Raw genomic sequence first — 18,833 nt, 5'->3', positions numbered from 1 at the left:
TTGGCGGGTTCGACAGGTTCGGCGGGTCAGGACCGCCGACCTTGCTCCGGCATGGATGCCGGCGCGTTCATTCCAGCAGCGCCTGCGCGAACTCGCGCGCATCGAAGGTCTGCAGGTCCTCGAGCTTCTCGCCCACGCCGATGAAGTAGACGGGGATGGGCCGCTCGCGCGCGATCGCCGCGAGCACGCCTCCCTTGGCGGTGCCGTCGAGCTTGGTGACCACCAGGCCGGTCAGGCCCAGCGCGTCGTCGAAGGCCTTGACCTGGTTGAGCGCGTTCTGACCGGTGTTGCCGTCGACCACCAGGAGCACCTCGTGCGGCGCGGTGTCCTGGGCCTTGCCGATCACGCGCTTGATCTTCTTGAGCTCCTCCATCAGGTGGAGCTGCGTGGGCAGGCGGCCGGCGGTGTCGGCGATGACGACGTCGCTGCCGCGCGCCTTGCCGGCGACGACGGCGTCGTAGGTCACGGCGGAGGGGTCCCCGCCTTCCTGGCTGACGATCTGGACGCGGTTGCGGTCGGCCCAGACGGCGAGCTGCTCGCGCGCGGCGGCGCGGAAGGTGTCGGCGGCGGCCAGCAGCACGTTGGCCTCGGCCTCGGCCAGATGGCGGGTCAGCTTGCCGATGCTGGTCGTCTTGCCGGCGCCGTTCACGCCCACGACCATCATCACGGTGGGCGTGTGCTCGCCGATCACCAGCTGGCGCTGCAGCGGCTGGAGCAGCTCGGTCAGCGCATCCACCAGCAGATGGCGCACGGCGGCCGGATCGGTGGCCTTGGCGTCCTTGACGCGGCGCTTGAGGTCCTCGAGCAGGAACTCGGTCGCCTTCACGCCGGCATCGGCCATCAGCAGCGCGGCTTCCAGTTCCTCATAAAGCGCGTCGTCGATCTGGGTTCCGGTGAAGACCTGCGCGATGCTGGAGCCCGTCTTGCGCAGCCCTTGGCGCAGCTTGTCCATCCAGCTCTTGCGCGGGACGGGTTCGGCGACCGGGCCCGGGGCTGCAACCACAGACGCGGGCGCGGGTGCGGGTGCGGGCGCCGCTGCGACAGGAGCCGGCTTCAGCGCGGGCGTGGGAGCCGGAGCGGGAGCGACCACCGGCGCGGGTGCGGCAACGGGTGCGGGTGCGGGCGTGACCACCGCGGCAGGCGCGGGGGCAGGTGTCGCCACCAGGGCGGGTGCCGGGGTCGGTGTGGGAGTCGGGGGGGCGACCGGCGCCGCGACCACTGGCGCCGGAGCGGGCGTCGATGCGGGGACAACGGGCGCGGGCGCGGCGACAGGCGACGGGGTCAGTGCTTGCGGCGCGGGGGCGACGGGAGCCGGAGCCGGAGCCGGAGCCGGTGCGGGCTCGACGGCGGGAGCAGGGGCTGGCGCGGCTTCGGGAGCCGGCGCTGGCGTGGGTTCACTGGAGCCGAAGCCGAGTTTTTTCTTGAGGAAGCTGAACATGGAGAGCTCGTGAGGAACGGGCCGCCGAACTTTTTTTGTTGTCGGCGTCGGCAGGACTTGCATTGTCGACGAAAAGCTTGCTATAGTCGCGTTCTTCGCAAGGCGCTTTAGCTCAGCCGGTTAGAGCGACGGAATCATAATCCGCAGGTCCGGGGTTCGAATCCCTGAAGCGCCACCAAATACGAAACCCCGCAAGACGCAAGTCTTGCGGGGTTTTCCGTTTGGGCGCTCGCCGTGGCGGTCCGGGCGCCGGGCCTCCGCCGCGGCGAAGGCCCTCGACCCAGCGCGATCTCAGTTGCAGCTCAGGGTCGCCAACCCCTTCCCTGCCCCCGCCACGTTCGCGAGCTTCTGCTTCACGCAGGCCGGATCGTGGACCGTGTACGCATACGGGATGCCCACCGGGAAGTTGGCCGTCGTCGTCCAGTCGCTCGCGTCACGCGACGGGCTGGACCCGCTCGCCACCCAGGTGATGCCGTAGGTCGCGAAGTCGGCGGGGCTCTTCACGTTGTTGTTGCGCAGCTCCCAGTAGCCGATGGACGGGCTGTCGCGCGAGGTCACCGGGTTCTGCGCGTTCTCGAAGTAGTTGCCCTCGATCAGCGAGTACCCGCCCATCCGGATGTTGGCCCCCGAGGTCAGCACCTGCGAGTACAGGTTGTTGTACAGGTGCGTGTAGCCCGCCCGCTGCAGCGGCAGCCGCGACCCGACGTTGCGGTACAGGTTGTGGTGGAAAGTGATGTTGCGATCGCTGGCATCGCTGTCGCTCGAACCGATCAGACCGACCTTGTGGTGGTCGTGGATGTAGTTGTACGAGTAGGTGATGTGATGCGCGCCCGCCTTGTTGTCGACCAGGCCGTCGAACTCCAGGTCCCCCGCGCCCGAGCACTCCGCCGTCGAGCTGAACAGCGTGTTGTGGTCGATCCAGACATAGCCGGGGAACTTGCCGCTCTGGCCCTCGATGCCGATGGCGTCGATGGACCCGGGCAGCAGCCCGATGGTCATGTTGCGGATGATGATGTTGGTCGCCGCGGCCTTCACCGCCAGGCCGAAGTTGGCCGCCGACCCGTTCACGCCCTCGATGGTCACGTCGCTCTTGTTCTTGATCTCGACGATCGCGCCGGCCGGCTTCTTCCATTGGGTGCAGGGATCGGGGATGGTGCCGAAGTCGAAGGTCCCCGTGTAGCGGATCACCAGCCCGCCGCTGCCGCTGTAGGCGTTGATCGCGGCCTGCATCTCGGCGGCCGTGGTCACGGTCACCGGCGCGGCCGAGCCCCCGCCGGTCACCTGCCCCGCGTAGCCGCCGCTGTGCCCGGCGGGCGACGGCGAAGGCGCGGGCGAAGGAGAGGGTGCCGGTGACGGGGCAGGAGAAGGCGACGGCGCGGGCGTGCCGCCCACCGGCCCTACCGCGCACTTCTCCTTCACGCCGGGATTCGGATCCGCCCCGTCGAAGGACGCGGACGTGCAGGCGATGTTGCCGCTCAGCGTCTTGAGGACCCACTTGTCCTTCACGCCGAAGGACACCTGGCGCGGCGTGTCGCCGGCCTTGCAGGTGCCGCCTTCGTCGGCGCACTTGGAGAAGCCGGACGGCCAATCCACCGCGTGCGCGACGCCCGTCGGCACCACCGCCCCGAGGGCGACGGCCATCACGGCCAGGCCGGACCTCGGGCTCGGTGCGCGCAGCGCGGGCACGGGCGGTTTCGGCGCGACGAGATCGACGCCGTCGATCGAATGCTTGCTGTTCATCGAATGTCTCCCAGGTTCTCGTTGGAGCGATCCGGCGCGGGCATGGCTGCGCCCTCACCGGTCACCGGTGAATCGAAAAATCGACAAGGAACCCAACTGCCTCTCCCTCCGCCTCGCGCGACGCGGACCAGCAGGATCCGCATCGGGGACGGTGGCCGTGGGCAGCGGCCATGTGCCGACGCGCCAGCGCGCAGGCGCGGCCACGTCGACAACGGGCGCAGACTATCGAGAACGCCTGATTTCGGAAAGGCGTTTTACATTTACCGAGGCGGCGTTACGGATTTTCCGAAGACGTCCATCCGCCGCCCAGCGCCTTGACCAGCGCCACCGTCGCCCGCCGCTGGCGGGTCGCCAGATCGACCGCGCTGCGGCGCGCCTGCAGGCCGGCGGTCTGGGAGGTCACGACCTCCAGGTAAGCCGCCGCGCCGGCGCGATACCGGTTCGTCGCCAGTGCCAGCGAGCGCTCGGCCGCGTCGACCGATTTGCGCTCCGCCTCCAGCGCCTCGCCGTAGCGGTCGAGCAGCACCAGCTGGTCCTCGACCTGCTGGAAGGCGCCCAGCACCGTGCCGCGATAACGCTCCGACACCTCGTCCAGCGCGGCTTTCGCGCGCGCTTCCTCGGCCTTGCGGCGGCCACCGTCGAAGAGGTTGAAGGCCAGCGTCGGGCCGATGGCCCAGAACAGGTTGGGCGCCTCGACGAAACGTCCCAGGTCCGCCGTCTGGAAGCCGCCCTGCCCGCCCAGCATCACCGAGGGGAAGTAGGCCGTCTTCGCCACGCCCAGCGTCGCGGTCGCGGCGACCACGCGCTCCCGCGCGGCGGCGATGTCGGGACGTCGCTCCAGCAGCGTCGACGGCAGGCCCGTCGGCACCACCGGCATCGTCAGCTTCCGCTTCGACGGAGCGATGCTGAAGCTCGAGGGATTCGCGCCGACCAGCGCGGCGATCGCGTGCTCCATCACGGCCCGTTGCGCCTGCGACTGGCGATGCTGCGAGCGCGCCGATTCCAGCTGGCCCTCGGCCCGCGCCTGATCGAGGCCCGAGGCGATGCCGGCCTGGTGCCGCCGATCGATCAGGTCGAAGGCGCGCGCGTAGGCCTCCTCGGCATCGGCGAGCAGTTCGTTGTCACGATCCAGCCCGCGCAGCACCAGCATCGAATCCGCGAGCTGCGTCTGCAAGGCGAGCCGCGCCGCGGCGAGGTCCGCCTGCGCCGCGCGTTCCGACGCGACGCCCGCGGCGACCTGGCGCGAGATGCGGCCCCACAGGTCCACCTCGTAGCTCAGGTCCAGACCCAGCGTCGCGCTGTTGTACCAATCGGGCGAGGTCGGCCCCAGCACCCGCAGCGGGCGACGCTCGGACTGCCGGTCGCGCTGCACGTTGAGCGAGCTGTTCAGCGTCGGCGACTGCGCCGCGCGCAGGCTGTCCGTCGCGGCGCGCGCCTGCTGGTAGCGAGCCAGCGCGGAGGCGAGATCCGGGCTGTTGTCGACCAGCCGCTGCTGGAGGGCATCCAGTTCCGGATCGCCGTAGGCCTTCCACCAGCCGTCGTGGACGATGGCGGGCGCGGCCGAGGACGCCGCCTCGACCCAGGGACCGCGCGCCTCCTTGAAGGCCGGCGCGGCGGGGACCTCGGGCAACCGGACCTTGGGCGCCTCGGCGCAGCCGGCGACCAGCGCGACCATCGCGGCCGCGGCGACCGCGATCAAGCCCGCGCGACGCAGGGCCGGGGCGCTCACGAACGGCCCTTCGCGGACGCCGCCGCGGCGGGCGACGAGGCCGGCTGGGCGACGCGCACGACATCGCCTTCGCTCAGGCCGTCGGGCGGGTTCTCGATGACGCGATCCTTGGCGCTCAGACCGGCGCCGAGCTCGACCCGCGTGCCCATGTCGCGCGCGATCGTCACCTTGCGCAGGCGCACGCGGTTCTCGCCGTCGACGGTCGCGACCTGCACGCCGTCCTTGCCGATGATCACCGCGCCCGGCGGCAGCGACACCCCCGCGTCGGCCTGCGCCGCCGCGTCCGCGCCGGTGAAGCGCACCGTGGCGAAGCCGCCTGGGAGCAGCTGGTCATGGTCGTTGTCGACCATGAGCTGCACCAGCATCGCGCCCGTGCCCGTGTTGATCGACTGCGACAGCGACTGCACCGTCGCCGCGAAGCGCTGGCCGGGCCGCTCGGGCACGATCAGCTCGGCCTTCGCCCCCGGACGCACCTGCGCGACCTGGCGCTGCGGGACGTTCACGTAGACGCGCAGCTTGCGGGTGTCGGAGACGACGAAGAGCTCGCTGCCCGGCGCGCCGCCGACATTGATCAGCGCGCCCACGTCGGTGTTGCGCGCGGTCACCACGCCGTCGAAGGGCGCGGTCAGCTGGGTGAAGCGCTTGAGCGCCTCGATGCGGTCGAGGTTGGCCTGCAGCGCCGCGACCTGCGACTGCTTCGCGGTCATGTCGCCGGTGCGCTCGTCCACTTCCTGCCTGGAGACCGAGTCCGAGGCCAGCAGGCCCTGCCAGCGCTTGGCCGTGCTCGCGGCCAGCGCCGCGTTGCTGCGCGCGGTCGCGAGCTCGGCCTTGGCCTGCATCAGCTGCTGGTCCAGATCCGGTGTCTCGATCTCGGCCAGCTGCTGCCCGGCCTTGACCTTGCCGCCGATGTCGACGTTCCAGCGCTTCAGATAGCCGCTCACGCGGGCATAGATGGGCGCGCGCGACCAGGCCTCGATGCGGGCGGGCAGCTCCAGGCCGGCGCTGCTCAGCGGCTGCGGCGCGATCAGCGCCACCGTGGGCTGGCCACGATCGCCGGCCGCGGCCAGCAGCTGCTCGGCGTTGGACTTGCGGGCCCACAGCCCCGCCACGACCACGCCGGCCGCGATCAGCAGCGCGACGGTGGCCGCCAGCTTGAAGCGCGGGGGACGGGATTGAACGGCATCAGTTCGCATGGGAAGGATCTCCTGACGCGGCCAGCGGAGGCACGGCGTCGGCACGGGATTCGGATTCGGAGGGAGCGGGCTTGCGGTGGTGGCGATGCACGATGCTGAACACCACCGGCACGAAGACCAGCGTCGCGAAGGTGGCGAAGACCAGGCCGCCGATCACGGCGCGGCCCAGCGGGGCGTTCTGCTCGCCGCCCTCGCCCAGGCCCAGCGCCATCGGCAGCATGCCGATGACCATCGCGAGCGCGGTCATGAGCACCGGACGGAAGCGCACGAAGCCCGCTTCCAGCGCGGCCGCGGTGGCGTCGCCCAGTTCCTCCAGACGCTCGCGCGCGAAGCTGATCACCAGCACGCTGTTGGCCGTGGCCACGCCCATGCACATGATGGCACCCGTCAACGCGGGCACCGACAGCGTCGTCCCCGTCGCGAAGAGCATCCACACGATGCCCGCCAGCGCGGCTGGCAGCGCCGACACGATCACCGCCGGGTCCAGCCAGGACTGGAAGTTCACGACGATCAGCAGGTAGATCAGCACCACCGCGCCCAGCAGCCCGAAGAGCAGCCCGGAGAACGCGCGGTCCATGGTCTTCACCTGGCCCAGCAACTGCACGTTGGAGCCCTTGGGCACGTCGGCGGCGGTGTCGGCGATGACCTTGCGGATGTCCGCGGCCACGGCGCCCAGATCGCGGTCCTGCGTGGTCGCGTGGATCTGCACCATGGTCTGCACGTCGTACTGGCTGATCAGCGCCGGGCTGTTGCTGCGCTGGAACGAGGCCAGCCCGCCCAGCGTCGCCGTGCCCGGCTGCGCGCCGTTGCCGATGGGCAGGTTGCCCAGCGCGGCCAGCGAGTCCAGCTGGAACTGCGGCGTCTGCATCACGATCGAATAGCTCACCCCGTTGGCCGGATTCAGCCAGAAGGTCGGCGCGACCTGCGAGCTGCCCGCCAGGTTCACCACCAGGCTGTTGGCCACGTCGCGGGTGGTCAGGCCCAGCAGTTGCGCCTGGGTGCGGTCCACGTCGACGTTGAAGGTCGGCGCCTTGTTGGATTGCTGGATGCGCGCGTCGGCCACGCCCGGGATCGCCTTGATCCGCTTGAGCAGCTGCTGCGCATAGGCGAAGTTGGACTCGACGTCGCGTCCCCGCACCTGCACGTCGATCGGCGCCGGCGCGCCGAAGTTCAGGATCTGGCTGACGATGTCCGCCGGCGGGAAGGAGAAGGTGGTGTCGGGGAACTCGCGCGGCAGCTGCTCGCGCAGCTCGCGCACATAGTCGGCCGTCGGGCGATGGCCTTCCTTGAGCGCGATCTGGAAGTCGCCGTCGGACGAGCCCAGCACGCCGGTGTTGTTGTAGGTCAGGTTGATCGACGACGGCGGCAGACCGATGTTGTCGACCATGGTCTCGATCAGCTCCGACGGGATCACGCGACGCACGGCCTGCTCGATCTTGGCGAAACGGGCGGCCGTCTCCTCCACGCGCGTGCCCACCGGCACGCGGGCGTGCATCAGGATCTGGCCCGAGTCCACCTGCGGGAAGAAGTTGCTGCCGATGAAGGGCACCAGCAGGAAGGACGCCAGCACCACCACCGCGAACCCGATCAGGAAAGGCTTGCGCCGGCCCAGCGCGGCCTCGAGCAGGCCGCGGTAGCTTTCACGCACGCCTTCGAAGCGGGCCTCGAAGTTGCGCTGGAAGCGCACCAGCGGATTGCGCGAGGGCGGCTGCGCCAGGTGGCCGTGGCCGTCGGTCAGCGGCGCATGCGGCTGGAGCAGGTACTTGGCCATCGTCGGCACCAGCGTGCGCGACAGGATGAAGGAGCACACCATCGCGAAGATCACCGCCTCGGCCATGGGCACGAAGAGGAAGCGCGACACGCCCTCGAGGAAGAACATCGGGATGAACACGATGCAGATGCACAGCAGCGAGACGAAGGCCGGCGTCACGATCTGCCGCGCGCCGTCCATGATCGATTCCTCGACGCCCTTGCCGTGCTCCAGGTGCCAGTTGATGTTCTCGATGGTCACCGTGGCGTCGTCGACCAGGATGCCCACCGCGAGCGCCAGGCCGCCCAGGGTCATGAGGTTGAGCGTCTCGCCGATGGCCGCCAGGCCCAGGATCGATCCCATGATCGACAGCGGGATCGAGACCGCGATGATCACCGTCGAACGCCAGCTCCCCAGGAACAGCAGGATCATCGCGCTGGTCAGGGCCGCGGCGATCGCGCCCTCGGTGGCCACGCCCTTGATGGCGGCGCGCACGAAGACCGACTGGTCGTTGATGGGCTTGACCTCCAGCGCGTCGGGCAGCGAGGGCTTGAGCTCCGCGAGCTTGGCCCGCACGCCGTCGACGATCGCCAGCGTGGACGCGGCGCCGTTCTTCAGCACCGACATCAGCACCGAGCGGCCCCCGTCCACATGGACGATGTTGGTCTGCGGCGCGTTGCCGTCGTGCACGTCGGCGACGTCGCGCAGATAGATCGTCGACCCATTGACCACCTTGACCGGCAGGCGGCCCAGCTCGTCGATCGCCGAGGGCGCGCTGTTGAGCTGCAGCGTGTACTCGAGGCCGCCGATCTTCTGCGTGCCGATCGGCGTGAGCACGTTCTGCGTGGCCAGCGCGCTGGCCACGTCCTGGGCCGACAGCCCGCGCGCCTGCAGCGCCGCGGGGTTCACGTCGATCTGGACCTGGCGCTGCTTGCCGCCGTAGGGCAGCGGGATGGCCGCGCCGGGCACGGTCACCAGCGGGGTGCGGACGGTGTTGAAGCCCAGGTCGAAGAGCTGCTGCTCCGACAGGCCCTTGCCCGACAGCGCGAGCTGCAGGATCGGGACCGTCGCCGCGTTGTAGTTCAGGATCAGCGGCGGCGTGGTGCCGGCCGGCATCTGCCGCACCGCGACCTGCGAGACCGCGGTCACCTGCGCGTTGGCCACCGCGATGTTGACCCCGGGCTGGAAGAAGATCTTCACCACCGAGACGCCGGGATAGGTGTTGGCCTCGATGTGCTCGATGTCGTTGACCGTGGTGGTCAGCGTGCGCTGGAACAGCGTCGAGATCCGGCCCGCCATCTGGTCGGGCGGCAGGCCGGTGTACTGCCACGCGACCGCGATCACCGGGATGCGGATCTCCGGGAAGATGTCGGTCGGCGTGCGCATCGCCGCCAGCGGCCCGAGGATGAGCAGCAGCAGGGCCAGCACGAAGAAGGTGTAAGGACGTCGCAGCGCGACGCGCACGGCGGCCATCAGCATGGCCAGGTTCCCACGATCGTTGTCATCGTCGCTCTCTTGGTCGTCCGGTCCGCCGTTGGACCGATGTCGTGCCGCCGTCCGGTGAGGCGCGCGTCCACGGGCTCGTGGTCGCGGTCGCCGATGCGCTGATCGGCGCGCTCGCCAAGCGCCCGAGGCGCGCGGATCCCGGATCCGCGGCTTCGGGTTTTCGGCGGAGTCTCAGCGGCGGATTCTGATGTGTCGGCGCGCGGCGCCATGTTGCTGCTCGGTAATGTCGTACGCGTACGGGGGAGATGCCGTCCGCGCACCGTGACAGCGCGGCGCGCTTCGGATCCCCAGGGCGATTGACGCCCCGAGGCACCGCGCCGGGGCCTGGTGTCGCGGCCCGCGGATTCAGCCTTCGGCGGGCTCGGCATCGCGAGGCGTCAGGGGGATGGGGGATGCGCGCCGGCCGGTCGCCAGGATCGCCACCAGCGCGGCGCCGAGCAGCACGGCCGCGGCCGCGAAGGCAAGCGCGAAGCGATGCGTGGCCGAAGCCTCCGGCCCCGCCGCGGCGGACACGGCGACCAGCGCCGCCAGGCCCAGCGAGCCGCCCAGCTGATGCACGACGTTGACCACGCCCGAGGCGGCGCCCGCGTCGCGCGGGTCGACACCGGACACCCCGGCGACGGTCAGCGGGCTCAGCGTCAGGCCCTGGCCCAGGCCGATCAGCACCATGGGCAGCGCGACCGCGGTCCAGTAGCCGCCGCCGGCCTCGAGGTGCCCCAGCCAGGCCACGCCCAGCGTGGACAGCGCCAGGCCCGTGATCAGCACGCGGCGCAGGCCGAAGTGGCGGGTCAGCCGTGCGGCCGCCATCGCCGAGGCGAAATTGGTCAGCGTGGCCGGCAGGTAGGCGGCGCCGGCGCTCATCGCGCTCATGCCCAGCACGCCCTGCAGGTACTGCGTCGTGAAGAACCAGAAGCCCATCATTCCGCCGAGGAAGAAGAAGCGCGCCGCGTAGGCGCCCGCGCGGCCGCGGTCGGCGAACAGGCGCAGCGGGAGGAGCGGCTGCGCGACGCGCGCCTCATGGCGCAGGAAGCCGGCGAGCAGCACCAGCGCGCCGATCAGCAGTGCCCAGGTCACCGGATCGGACCAGCCCCCGGACAGGCCATGCGCGAGGGCAGCGGCCCGCGACGCGGCAACGCTGGTGGCGTCCGTCACGCCGGAGGCGCCTGCCGTGGCAGCGCCCTCGCCCGCGCCTTCGGCGCCGCGCACGATGGCGTAGACCAGGCCCACCATGCCGAGCGTCGACATCACCGCGCCGGCGACGTCCAGGCGCTGGCCGGTGTCCTCGGCCCGCTGGACCGGCACGAGCCGCCGCGCCGCGACGATCAGCGCCAGCCCCACCGGCAGGTTGATGAAGAAGCCGACGCGCCAGGACAGCAGGTCGGCCAGCAGACCGCCGACCACCAGCCCCACGCTGGCCGAGATGCCGGCCGTCGCGCCGTAGAAGCCCAGCGCGCGGGTGCGGGCCGGGCCTTCCGGGAAGGTCGCCGTCAACAGCGCCAGCGTGGCCGGCGCCAGGATGGCGGCGCCCGCGCCCTGCACCGCTCGCGCCGCCACCAGCCAGACGGGGGACTGCGCCGCGCCGATCGCGGCCGAGGCCAGCGTGAACAGCGTCAGTCCCGCCATGAGCATGCGGCGCCGCCCGAGCAGGTCGCCCGCCCGCGCGCCCAGCAGCAGCAGCCCGCCGAAGGCGAGCGTGTAGGCGTTCTGGACCCAGCTCAGCCCGGTCGGGCTGAAGCCCAGCGATTGCTGGATGTGGGGCAGCCCGGTGATCACGATCGAGGCGTCGAGCACGATCATGAAGTAGCTGACGATCACCAGCGCGAGCAACGCGCCGGCCTGCGCGGCGGAGGGGGAACGGTCGGTCATGGCGGAGCGGGCGCGTCGTCGCGCGGAGATGCGGTTGCGGAGAGCGCCTCCGCTGCGTGAGGACCGGACTGTAGAAAAACGATCCGCAAGCCACTAGCCGGTGATCCGTTGAAGGATTCGCAAGCGTGGCTTGACACCCCGACACCCCGCCATGAGGCCCGCGCGGCCACAATGGCGCGTCCCCGGAGACCGCCATGCCCGTCAACGAACTGCGCGCCATCACCACCTTCGTCCGCACCGCCGAGCTGGGCAGCCTGCGCCGCGCCGCGGTCGCGCAAGGCATCTCGCCGCAGGCGGCCAGCCAGGCGCTGGCGCAGCTGGAACAGCACCTGGGCGTGCGGCTCTTCCACCGGACCACGCGGGCGATGGCGCTCACCGACGAGGGCCGCCACTTCCTCGAGGGCGTGCGACCGGCGCTGGGCTGGCTGCAGCGCGCGATGGAAGGCGTGCGCCAGGCCAAGGACGAGATCGCCGGCCCGCTGCGCATCGTCGGACCGCGCTCGGCCTTCCGGCCGGCGCTGTGGGCGCTGCTGGACGAGTTCTGCACGCGGCACCCGGACGTGCACCCGGAAGTGCAGCTCGCCGACGACATCGGCAACTGGGTCGAGGACCGCGTGGACGTGGGCTTCCGGGTCGGCGCGTCGCCGGCCGAGGGGGTGATCGCGCGGCGGCTGTTCCCGGTGCAGACCATCATCTGCGCCGCGCCCGCCTACCTGCGCCGGCACGGGGCGCCGCAGTCGCTGGACGACCTGGCCGCCCACCGCTGCAGCGCCTTCCGGCATCCGGAGGGGCGCATCGTCGCGTGGTCGGTGAAGGTCGGGAAGGACGTCGCGGCGCAGCCGGTCGTGCCGGCGCTGTGCATCAACGACGAGGAGCTCGAGTTCGACGCGCTGCTCGGCGGTCATGTGATCAGCATGATGACCAACATCACCGTCGCGGCCCACATCCGCGCCGGGCGCCTGGTGCCGCTGCTCACGCGGCATGTGGCCTCCCCCGCCAGCCTGCATGTCTACTGGGGCAGCCGCAGCGCGCAGCCCGCCCGCGTGCGCGCCTTCATCGATCTGGCCATCGAGCGGCTCGCGGACAGCGAGGACTTCGTGCTCGGCGCGAAGGAGCTCGCCGCCGCCGAGGCCAAGGGCCGCGAGCAGCATGTGCGGACCAAGGCCCGCTGAGGGAGTTGAACTCGCGCGAAGGTACCGCCGGGTGCTGGTCGGGTGCTGGTCGGGTGCTGGTCGGGTGCTGGTGGGGTACTGGTCGGGCGCTTGAGGAGCCTGTGCCGGGCCCGCTCAGAAGCTCCCGAAGATCCCGCCCAGCACGATCACCGCGACCAGCGCCAGCAGCGCGCCGACGATGCCGACCACGACGATGTCGCGGTAGCTCTCCTTGTGCGTGCAGCCGCAGACGGCCAGCAGGGACACGACCGCGCCGTTGTGCGGCAGGCTGTCCAGCGTGCCGGCGCCGATCACCGCGACGCGGTGCAGCAGCGCCGGGTCCAGGCCCGTCGTGTGCGCCACCTGCATGAAGGTCGGGCCGAGCGCCTCCAGCGCGATCGTCAGCCCGCCCGAGGCGGACCCGGTCAGCGCCGCCAGCAGATTCGTCGACACCGCCAGCGACACCAGCGGCCCGCCCTCGATGCCCAGCACCCAGTCCTTGACGAGGCCGAAGGCCGGCAGCGAGGCCACGACCGCGCCGAATCCCACGAGACTCGCCACGGAGAGCACCGGCAAGACGGCGGCGTTCGCGCCGGCGTCGATGCTGCGCTTGAGGTCGGCGAGCCGCCGCCAATGCAGCGCGACCAGCACCAGATTTGCCACGAACAGCGCCACCAGCACCGCCCACACGCCGCCCACCGCGCTGAGGTCGACCCCGCCGAAGCGGCGCTCGGCGAGGTAGCCGGTGTCCAGGCGCGGCAGCACGATCAGGCTGGCCAGCAGGTTGATGCCGACCACCACCAGCAGGGGCAGCGCCGCTGCCACGATGCCCGGCGGGCCCAGGCCGTTGAAGGAGCCGGACCCCACGGGCGCGCCGGGCGTCGTTGCCGCGGCGATCGTCGATCCGCCGTCGACCTCGGCGCCGAAGAGATCGAGCTGACGGCGCTCGTCGGGTGAGGACAGCTCCGCCGGATCGAAGTGGCCGGCCATGTTGCCGCGCTCGCGCAGCAGCGGATCGGTGGCGGCGTCGCGCGTCGGGCCGGGCGCGCGATAGCCTTCGCCGGCGCGGCGGGCGCGGCGCTCGACCACGCCCAGCCACCACAGGCCGAAGCCCAGCATGATGGCCGCGGCGATCAGGCCCAGCCCCGGCGCGGCGAAGGCCGTCGTGCCGAAGAAGGGCATGGGAATGGCGTTCTGGATCGCCGGCGTGCCGGGCAGCGCGGACATGGTGAAGGTCGAGGTGCCCAGCGCGATCGCCGCCGGCATCAATCGAGGCGGCAGGTCCGCCGCGCGGAACATCGCGTGGCCCATCGGCGCCAGGACGAAGAAGGCGACGAACAGGCTGACCCCGCCGTAGGTCACCGCCGCGCCCGCCAGCACCACCGCCAGCAGCGCCCGCCTCGGTCCCAGCCATCCGGTCATGAAGCCCGCGATCGCGCGCACCGAGCCGCTGTCCTCCATCAGCTTGCCGAAGATGGCGCCCATCAGGAACAGCGGGAAGAACTGCGCCAGAAAGCCCGCCGCCGCAGGCATGAAGACCTGCGTCCAGTGCGCCAGCACCGGCTGGCCCGACAGCGCCGCCGCGACCAGCGCCGCGGCCGGCGCCAGCAGCAGCACCGTCCAGCCGCGATACGAGAAGCCGACCAGCAGCGCCAGTCCGACCACGATGCCCAACAGCCCGATCACGTCCATCGCTCAGGCCTCCCCGATCAGCGCGTCGAGGTCGAAGGTCGAGCGCTTGCCCAGGTCGTCCGCATGGGCGGCGATGAAGGCGCCGGCCGCCGCGCGACCCTCGTCGCGCAGGCGCTCGAAGAAGCGCCATTCGGCCAGCATCTTGGACGAGGCGCCCAGGTTGTCCACCGCGTCGGTCCCGATGCGGTGGATGCGCATGCGCGCCCATTGGCGGCCCTCGCTCTGGCCCGCGTCGGCGACCTGCCGCAGGATCGCGATCATCCGCAGCTCCTTGAGCAGCGGCGCGTTGAAGGACAGCTCGTTGATGCGGTTGTGGATGGCGCGCGCGTCGCGCGGCACGTCGTCGCGCGCGACCGGATTGATCTGGACCAGGATGGTGTCCTCCGAGCGGCAGTGCCGCACCAGCGGCGTGATCGTCGGGTTGCCGGCGTAGCCGCCGTCCCAGTAGCTCTCGCCGTCGATCTCCACCGCGTGGAACAGGCTGGGCAGACAGGCGGAGGCCATCAGCACCTCGGGGCGCAACTCGGCGTTGACGAAGACCCGACCGCGGCCGGTGCGCACATTGGTGGCGGTGACGAAGAGCTTGACCTCCGACGCCGCCAGGCGCTCGAAGTCCACGTGGGATTCCAGCAGCGCGCCCAGCGGGTTGCTGCCGCGCGGGTTGAAGTCGTAGGGCGACCAGACGCGCGCGGCCAGGTCCAGCATCAGGAACATGGGCGAGTTGTCCAGCGCCCATTGGCCGGTGAGGATGTCCAGCGGGCCGCGCCGCAGCGGGCTCAGCAGCGCCGCGTCCGCGACGCCGCGCCAGAACGCCGCCAGCGCCTCGCGCGCGCCGTCGCGGCCGCCGCGCTCCAGGCCGGTGAGCATGACCGCCGCGTTCATCGCGCCGGCCGAGGTGCCGGAGATGCCGTCCAGCTTCAGCCAGCCCTCCTCCAGCAGCCGGTCCAGCACCCCCCAGGTGAAGGCGCCGTGCGAGCCGCCGCCCTGCAGCGCCAGGTCCACCAGCACCGGCGCGCGGTCCGCGTTGCGCGAGCCGGTCGGCTGCGGGACGACGTCGTCCTCGTCCGGGCCGGCGGCGCCGGGAGAGGCACCGGGGGGCGCGTCGAGCGTCACCGTCTCGGGCGGCGCGACGCCCAGGTCTTCCGTCGTGGGGGCCATCGGGATGTCCTTCCGGGAAACCGGCAGCGGCTTTGCTGCACCGCAACATCCTAGGGAGGTCCGCCGCGGCTGCCAAGCGTGGTTCCGTGACCCGATGCCCCGTTCGCCAGTGCCGCCCTCGGCGCGGCACTGGCGAACGGGGCCGCCCGGCAAGCCGACGGCCCATCGGATCGCGAACTCCTTCGCGCTATGCGCACGGCTTACAAATTCCCGGGAAAGTCCCGGCGTTTCCACGGCCAGATCACCGCTTGAAACCAGCTGCAACTCCTTAATATCCCGGCCCAGCGGACCGCCCGGCGCATCGCCGGCCCTTCAAATCCCGTCCGCCAGAAAGACATCGGGCAGTACATGAAGTCGATCGGGTCGTTGGGCATGCGCACACGCGCGAACTTGCTCCAGGTGGTCATGCCGCTGATGGCGACCATGGCGATCGCCGCCGTCACCGCGCTCTCGCTGGGCTTGTCCAGCGCGCAGGCCGAGCCGGCCGCCGCGACAGCCGTCGACCTCTCCGGCAACACCGGCCCCTCGAACACCCCGGGCGTCACGACCCGCGCCGCGCCGCGCGCCTCGGTCACCCTCGTGCCGCAACGTCCGCAGCAGCAGCAGCAGATGGCGCCGTCCGCCGTCGCCCGTCCGGCGCCGCTGCGCGTCGACTTCCGCGGCGAGGCCGCCTCCCCCGAGGCGCTCGCCAGCGCCCGCACCGCCTTCGAGCGCGGCGACGCCCAGGGCCTGCCCTTCGCGGTCGTCGACAAGAAGGAGGCCAAGCTCTTCGTCTTCGGCGCCGACGGCCGCCTGGTCGGCGCGGCGCCCGCGCTGCTGGGCCTGGCCCGCGGCGACACCGTCGCGCCGGGCGTCGGCCGCATGGTCGCCACCGGCATCCCGGCGGCGCTGCGCACCACGCCCGCCGGCCGCTATGACAGCCAGCCCGGCCCCAACCTCAAGGGCGAGACCGTCATCTGGGTCGACTACGACGCCGCCTTCGCCATCCACCGCCTGCGCCCCAGCCCCGCCTCGGAGCGCCGCGCCGAGCGTCTGGCCTCGCCCTCCCCGGACGACAACCGCATCTCGCTGGGCTGCGTCGTCGTGGCGGGCGAGTTCTTCGACCGCGTCGTGACGCCGGTCCTGGGCCGCGGCCCCGGCGTCGTCTACGTGCTGCCGGAACCCGCCCCCGCCGCCGTCGCGCAGAACTCGGCCGGCGCGCGCCTCTGAGCGGCGGCGCGCGACACCCGCGGTCACGCCTGCCGGCGGGCCGCCCGGTACACTCCCGGCTTTTCCGCAGCCACTGGATCTACACCATGTACCGCTGTGCCACGCCCGCCCTGCCCCGCCGTCGCTGGTTGACGGCGCTGGTCGCCAGCACCGCCTTCGCCGGACTGTTCGCCGCCTCCACGGCGTACGCGCAGATCGTTCCCGGCCACCGCTATTTCCCGCAACGCGCGCTGCGCGGCGAGCTGATCGTGGGCGTCGCGCCCGACGTGACGCTCAACGGCAAGGCCGCCCGGCTCGCGCCCGGCGCCCGCATCCGCAACGCGGTCGACCAGTGGGCCTCTCCGGGGTCGCTCTTCAACACCAAGCTGATCGTGATCTACACGACCGACATGAACGGTCTGCTGATGGACGTCTGGGTGTTGAACGATGTCGAGCTCGCCAACAAGTCCTGGCCGACCACGGTCCAGCAGGCGTCGACGCTGGTCTTCGACCCGGCCAGCCAGGTCTGGCGCAAGCCCTGATCCCCTGATTCCGAGCCCGCGCCGCGCCTGTCCTCCCGCAGGACGCCGCGCCTCGCGGGCCATCGCATCGCTCGCGCGGCCACGCCGCGCCACTCCCGGAGTTCCCCATGAGCAAGAAAGTCTTCATCAAGACCTTCGGCTGCCAGATGAACGAGTACGACTCGGACAAGATGGCCGACGTGCTGCGCGCCGCCGAGGGCTATGAGCCCACCACCGACGTCGACCAGGCCGACCTGGTGCTGTTCAACACCTGCTCGGTACGCGAGAAGGCGCAGGAGAAGGTCTTCTCCGACCTGGGCCGCATCAAGCACCTCAAGGCCAAGGGCGTGATGATCGGCGTGGGCGGCTGCGTCGCCAGCCAGGAGGGCGCGGCCATCATCGAGCGCGCGCCCTACGTCGACGTCGTCTTCGGTCCGCAGACGCTGCACCGCCTGCCGCAGATGCTGGCCGAGCGCCAGCAGCAGCAGCGTCCGCAGGTGGACATCTCCTTCCCCGAGATCGAGAAATTCGACAACCTGCCGCCGGCCAAGGTCGAGGGCGCCTCGGCCTTCGTCTCCATCATGGAAGGCTGCTCCAAGTACTGCTCCTACTGCGTCGTGCCCTACACCCGCGGCGAGGAAGTCAGCCGGCCCTTCGAGGACGTGCTCGAGGAAGTCGCCGGCCTGGCCGACCAGGGCGTCAAGGAAGTGACGCTGCTGGGCCAGAACGTCAACGCCTATCGCGGCCGCATGGGCGAGGCGGCGTCCGGCGCCGGGATCGGCGAGGACGACGAGGGGATCGCCGACTTCGCCATGCTGCTGGAGTACGTCGCCGAGATCCCCGGCATCGAGCGCATCCGCTACACGACCAGCCACCCCAACGAGTTCAGCCAGCGCCTGATCGACGCCTACGCCAAGATCCCGCAGTTGGTGGACCATGTGCACCTCCCGGTGCAGCACGGCTCGGACCGCATCCTGATGGCGATGAAGCGCGGCTACACCACGCTGCAGTTCAAGAGCATCGTGCGCAAGCTGCGCGCGGTGCGGCCGAACATCCGGATCGCCTCGGACTTCATCGTCGGCTTCCCCGGCGAGACCGAGGAGGACCACGCCAAGACCATGCAGCTGGTGCGCGACATCGGCTTCGACGCTTCCTTCAGCTTCATCTTCAGCCCGCGTCCCGGCACGCCGGCGGCCAACCTGGCCGACGACACACCGCACGAAGTGAAGGTGCGCCGCCTGCGCGAGCTGCAGGCCGAGATCGAGGCCACCGCCATCCGCCACAACGAAAGCCTGGTCGGCCAGACGGTCCCGGTGCTGGTCTCGGGCCACGCCAAGCGCGACGCCACCGAGCTGATGGGCCGCACCGAGTGCAACCGCATCGTCAACTTCAAGGGCCATGAGCGGCTGATGCACCAGATCATCCCGGTGCGCATCTCCGAGGCTTTCGCGCACTCGCTGCGCGGTGAAGTGCCGCTGACCGAGGACCTGGCGGGCTGAATCCGGATCGCCGGCGTCCGGGCGCGTTGCGCGCCGACGACGGGGGGCGAAGGACGGATCGCCCGACCGGTCGGGCGATGCGGACCGGTCGGCCCGGGCTACTTCTTGTAGCTGACGCCCCACTGGGCGAGCGTCACGCCCAGCAGCATCAGGCCGTAGCCGGCCATGGTGCCGTCGCGGCCGATCAGGACCAGCGCCGCGACGATGCCCAGGGTCCCGCCGAGCCCGCCCCAGGCGGCCAGCGTGCGCCAGCGCATGCCGGAAACGGTCTCCCGCCAGATCAGCTTGAGCGCCAGCGCCATCAGCGCGGCCACGCCCCAGGCGGGCAGGAACAGGTTGCCGAGATGCCAGAAGGCGTCGAGTGGATCCACGAGAGGGTTCGCTCCGGGCGAGGGGTGAAAG

Annotated in this window: 13 protein-coding genes and 1 tRNA gene; 5 read left to right on the top strand and 9 right to left on the bottom strand. The window is 71.3% G+C overall.

Features of this window, described 5'->3' with window-relative positions:
- Nucleotides 1–67: 67 nt before the first annotated feature.
- On the bottom strand, nucleotides 68–1,438 hold the full coding sequence (gene ftsY, locus MCHT01_RS12385; protein WP_148661510.1) for a signal recognition particle-docking protein FtsY: 1,371 nt from the start codon (nucleotides 1,436–1,438) through the stop codon (nucleotides 68–70).
- 101 nt (nucleotides 1,439–1,539) lie between these two features.
- Between ftsY and MCHT01_RS12380 the strand changes: the two genes are divergently transcribed.
- A tRNA-Met gene (locus MCHT01_RS12380) sits at nucleotides 1,540–1,616 on the top strand.
- Between the two features lie 113 nt (nucleotides 1,617–1,729).
- On the opposite strand, the gene MCHT01_RS12375 is transcribed toward MCHT01_RS12380, so the two are convergent.
- From MCHT01_RS12375 to MCHT01_RS12355, 5 genes are all read right to left on the bottom strand, one after another.
- On the bottom strand, nucleotides 1,730–3,178 hold the full coding sequence (locus MCHT01_RS12375; protein ID WP_218017895.1) for a pectate lyase family protein: 1,449 nt from the start codon (nucleotides 3,176–3,178) through the stop codon (nucleotides 1,730–1,732).
- 274 nt (nucleotides 3,179–3,452) lie between these two features.
- Nucleotides 3,453–4,907: an efflux transporter outer membrane subunit gene (locus tag MCHT01_RS12370; protein ID WP_245643250.1), complete on the bottom strand. Its 1,455-nt coding sequence runs from the start codon at nucleotides 4,905–4,907 to the stop codon at nucleotides 3,453–3,455.
- Complete coding sequence (locus tag MCHT01_RS12365; RefSeq protein WP_067065615.1) at nucleotides 4,904–6,100, bottom strand: efflux RND transporter periplasmic adaptor subunit; 1,197 nt, start codon at nucleotides 6,098–6,100, stop codon at nucleotides 4,904–4,906. Before MCHT01_RS12365 ends, MCHT01_RS12370 begins: the two co-directional genes overlap by 4 nt.
- Nucleotides 6,090–9,326 (bottom strand): efflux RND transporter permease subunit, encoded by a 3,237-nt coding sequence (locus MCHT01_RS12360; RefSeq protein ID WP_067065818.1) that lies wholly within the window; start codon nucleotides 9,324–9,326, stop codon nucleotides 6,090–6,092. Before MCHT01_RS12360 ends, MCHT01_RS12365 begins: the two co-directional genes overlap by 11 nt.
- A 375-nt stretch (nucleotides 9,327–9,701) precedes the next feature.
- The gene (locus MCHT01_RS12355) at nucleotides 9,702–11,222 is read right to left on the bottom strand and encodes an MFS transporter (RefSeq protein ID WP_067065614.1); all 1,521 of its coding nucleotides are present in this window, start codon (nucleotides 11,220–11,222) and stop codon (nucleotides 9,702–9,704) included.
- Nucleotides 11,223–11,416: 194 nt separating this feature from the next.
- Between MCHT01_RS12355 and MCHT01_RS12350 the strand changes: the two genes are divergently transcribed.
- Nucleotides 11,417–12,394, top strand: a complete 978-nt coding sequence (locus tag MCHT01_RS12350) for a LysR family transcriptional regulator (protein ID WP_067065613.1) — start codon at nucleotides 11,417–11,419, stop codon at nucleotides 12,392–12,394.
- A 114-nt stretch (nucleotides 12,395–12,508) separates the two neighbouring features.
- Here MCHT01_RS12350 and MCHT01_RS12345 read toward each other — a convergent pair whose 3' ends face one another.
- A complete protein-coding gene (locus MCHT01_RS12345; RefSeq protein WP_218017894.1) occupies nucleotides 12,509–14,065 on the bottom strand; it encodes a GntP family permease in 1,557 nt (518 codons plus the stop codon).
- Nucleotides 14,066–14,068: 3 nt separating this feature from the next.
- Entirely contained in the window at nucleotides 14,069–15,055 is a 987-nt protein-coding gene (locus MCHT01_RS12340; RefSeq protein ID WP_245643270.1) for a patatin-like phospholipase family protein, read from the bottom strand.
- A 540-nt stretch (nucleotides 15,056–15,595) separates the two neighbouring features.
- Between MCHT01_RS12340 and MCHT01_RS12335 the strand changes: the two genes are divergently transcribed.
- The 3 genes from MCHT01_RS12335 to miaB all read left to right on the top strand — a co-directional run bounded on the left by MCHT01_RS12335 (nucleotide 15,596) and on the right by miaB (nucleotide 18,431).
- Nucleotides 15,596–16,432 carry a hypothetical protein gene (locus tag MCHT01_RS12335; RefSeq protein ID WP_245643248.1) on the top strand — a complete coding sequence of 279 codons (837 nt, stop codon included), beginning with the start codon at nucleotides 15,596–15,598 and terminating at the stop codon, nucleotides 16,430–16,432.
- A gap of 86 nt (nucleotides 16,433–16,518) precedes the next feature.
- Entirely contained in the window at nucleotides 16,519–16,953 is a 435-nt protein-coding gene (locus MCHT01_RS12330; protein ID WP_067065612.1) for a hypothetical protein, read from the top strand.
- Nucleotides 16,954–17,060: 107 nt separating this feature from the next.
- Nucleotides 17,061–18,431 carry a tRNA (N6-isopentenyl adenosine(37)-C2)-methylthiotransferase MiaB gene (gene miaB / locus MCHT01_RS12325; RefSeq protein WP_067065611.1) on the top strand — a complete coding sequence of 457 codons (1,371 nt, stop codon included), beginning with the start codon at nucleotides 17,061–17,063 and terminating at the stop codon, nucleotides 18,429–18,431.
- A 98-nt stretch (nucleotides 18,432–18,529) separates the two neighbouring features.
- Here miaB and MCHT01_RS12320 read toward each other — a convergent pair whose 3' ends face one another.
- Complete coding sequence (locus MCHT01_RS12320) at nucleotides 18,530–18,802, bottom strand: hypothetical protein (protein WP_067065610.1); 273 nt, start codon at nucleotides 18,800–18,802, stop codon at nucleotides 18,530–18,532.
- Nucleotides 18,803–18,833: the final 31 nt, after the last annotated feature.

It is taken from the genome of Mitsuaria chitosanitabida ATCC BAA-476 = NBRC 102408 (genome assembly GCF_001598255.1).
In the GTDB taxonomy this organism is placed as follows: domain Bacteria; phylum Pseudomonadota; class Gammaproteobacteria; order Burkholderiales; family Burkholderiaceae_C; genus Roseateles; species Roseateles chitosanitabidus.
This window is presented reverse-complemented; position numbering and strand designations above follow the sequence as displayed.

Excerpts from the sequence above, each read along its gene's own strand:
- MCHT01_RS12355 (WP_067065614.1), bottom strand. The coding sequence starts at position 11,222 with ATGACCGACCGTTCCCCCTCCGCCGCGCAGGCCGGCGCGTTGCTCGCG.
- MCHT01_RS12375 (WP_218017895.1), bottom strand. The coding sequence starts at position 3,178 with ATGAACAGCAAGCATTCGATCGACGGCGTCGATCTCGTCGCGCCGAAA.
- MCHT01_RS12365 (WP_067065615.1), bottom strand. The coding sequence starts at position 6,100 with ATGCGAACTGATGCCGTTCAATCCCGTCCCCCGCGCTTCAAGCTGGCG.
- MCHT01_RS12350 (WP_067065613.1), top strand. The coding sequence starts at position 11,417 with ATGCCCGTCAACGAACTGCGCGCCATCACCACCTTCGTCCGCACCGCC.
- miaB (WP_067065611.1), top strand. The coding sequence starts at position 17,061 with ATGAGCAAGAAAGTCTTCATCAAGACCTTCGGCTGCCAGATGAACGAG.
- MCHT01_RS12335 (WP_245643248.1), top strand. The coding sequence starts at position 15,596 with ATGCGCACACGCGCGAACTTGCTCCAGGTGGTCATGCCGCTGATGGCG.
- MCHT01_RS12345 (WP_218017894.1), bottom strand. The coding sequence starts at position 14,065 with ATGGACGTGATCGGGCTGTTGGGCATCGTGGTCGGACTGGCGCTGCTG.
- MCHT01_RS12330 (WP_067065612.1), top strand. The coding sequence starts at position 16,519 with ATGTACCGCTGTGCCACGCCCGCCCTGCCCCGCCGTCGCTGGTTGACG.
- ftsY (WP_148661510.1), bottom strand. The coding sequence starts at position 1,438 with ATGTTCAGCTTCCTCAAGAAAAAACTCGGCTTCGGCTCCAGTGAACCC.